1 protein-coding gene is annotated in these 1,429 nt (G+C 53.8%); it reads right to left on the bottom strand.

What is annotated here, in order from left to right; genetic code table 11:
- Positions 1-157 precede the first annotated feature (157 nt).
- A partial coding sequence (locus AC4FIC_RS07245; protein ID WP_488083974.1) for a DUF349 domain-containing protein occupies positions 158-1,429 on the bottom strand: 1,272 nt, incomplete at its 5' end.

Consider the following 1,429-nt stretch of genomic DNA (forward strand, 5'->3'; position numbering starts at 1 on the left):
CCGACGACCTTCGGGTTATGAGCCCGACGAGCTACCAGACTGCTCCACCCCGCATCAAACTGTTCTGAGAGGCTAGTAGCTCAATGCCCCTCAACTGATGCGTATACTACGGGGTTCTCATTTTAAGTCAACTAACTTTTTGATTTATTTAGGTTTTTTATTTTAACCAGCGTTTTCGGGCAGCGAGCATTCGAGCCTCCAAGGCATTATAAGCGTCTTGTTTCACGGCACCCTGGGCCAGCCATTCGACCACCAATTGGTTGATATCGGCATCGGTGGTGACGGCGCCCATGCTGGTCGCCAGACGGTGCACCTTGAGCTGCATCCGGATGGTTGCGTCCTCGGCCGGGCTCTCACTCTGGGTCATAATTTCCAGGTCAATGGTCTTCTCATGCAGGGTCTGTTGATTCAGATCCTCCACCGGCTGGTGCCAGCCGGTTAGTGCCTGTATGAGTGGCTTGGCTGGATCGGGTATGGTCAGGCTCTGCCAAGCGGCTCGAGACTCGGCGTCGCTCTGGCCACTAAACCGGGCTGACCGGACCCAGGCAAACAGGGCCTGCCAATCCTGGTCGGTCAGTTCGACCCGCTTTTGGGTCCGGGCGGCATCAAAGGCATTGCACAAATCCTGATACTGGGTCGACATTCGCTGGTAGTGCGCCTTGGGCAATGTGCCCAGGGCGAGGAACTGTTGTTTGAACTGGGCAAAGTCATCGGCATGGGCTAACAATTCCGCCGAGTCAACAATCGAGGCCATCTTGCCGAGCAACAAATCAGCCTGTTCCTTGTTCACTTCCAGGTCGGCCTTGAAGGCAATAACCTGCTCGTCTTTACGCGCAAAAATCTGGTCGCACACTTTACGGAAGTCTAACCATAGAGTCTGCTCGTCTCTGCGGCCGACCATGCCTATGGCCTTCCACTGTTGCTGTAATTTTTTAACCTGGTCGGTGGCCGAGCGAATATCCTCTTGCGTCAATAAGACCTTGGCCTGTTCGATAATGGCTACCTTACTGGCTTTATAGACGGCTTGCTCCTGACGCAGTCGATCAAACAGGGTGCGATGGGATTTATCGAATGCCTGTTGCAGCGCCTTATTGGCAATCCGATCCACAGGGGTGTACTTAGTCCAGTCGTTACGAGCGATCTGCAAGACTCGGTCTATCTCTTTAATATCCGGGTTTTGCCAATCGACTAGCTGACAATAGACTTCAAGCTGTTCCACCACCTCTTTGCGCTTGCTTAGGTTCACTTCGCGCAGATGACGCTGCTCGGTAAAGAACTCCCGGCACGGCTCATAGGCCAGTTGGGCTAAGCGATGAAACTCCTCCCATAGGTCTTGCTGCTGATCCTGCAGACCCCGACTCAGGGTTTTCCACTCGTCCTGCATATCCCGAATCGATTGGGCACGGAATTCTGGATCGAGCGATTGCTC

It is taken from the genome of Reinekea sp., from assembly GCF_982785585.1.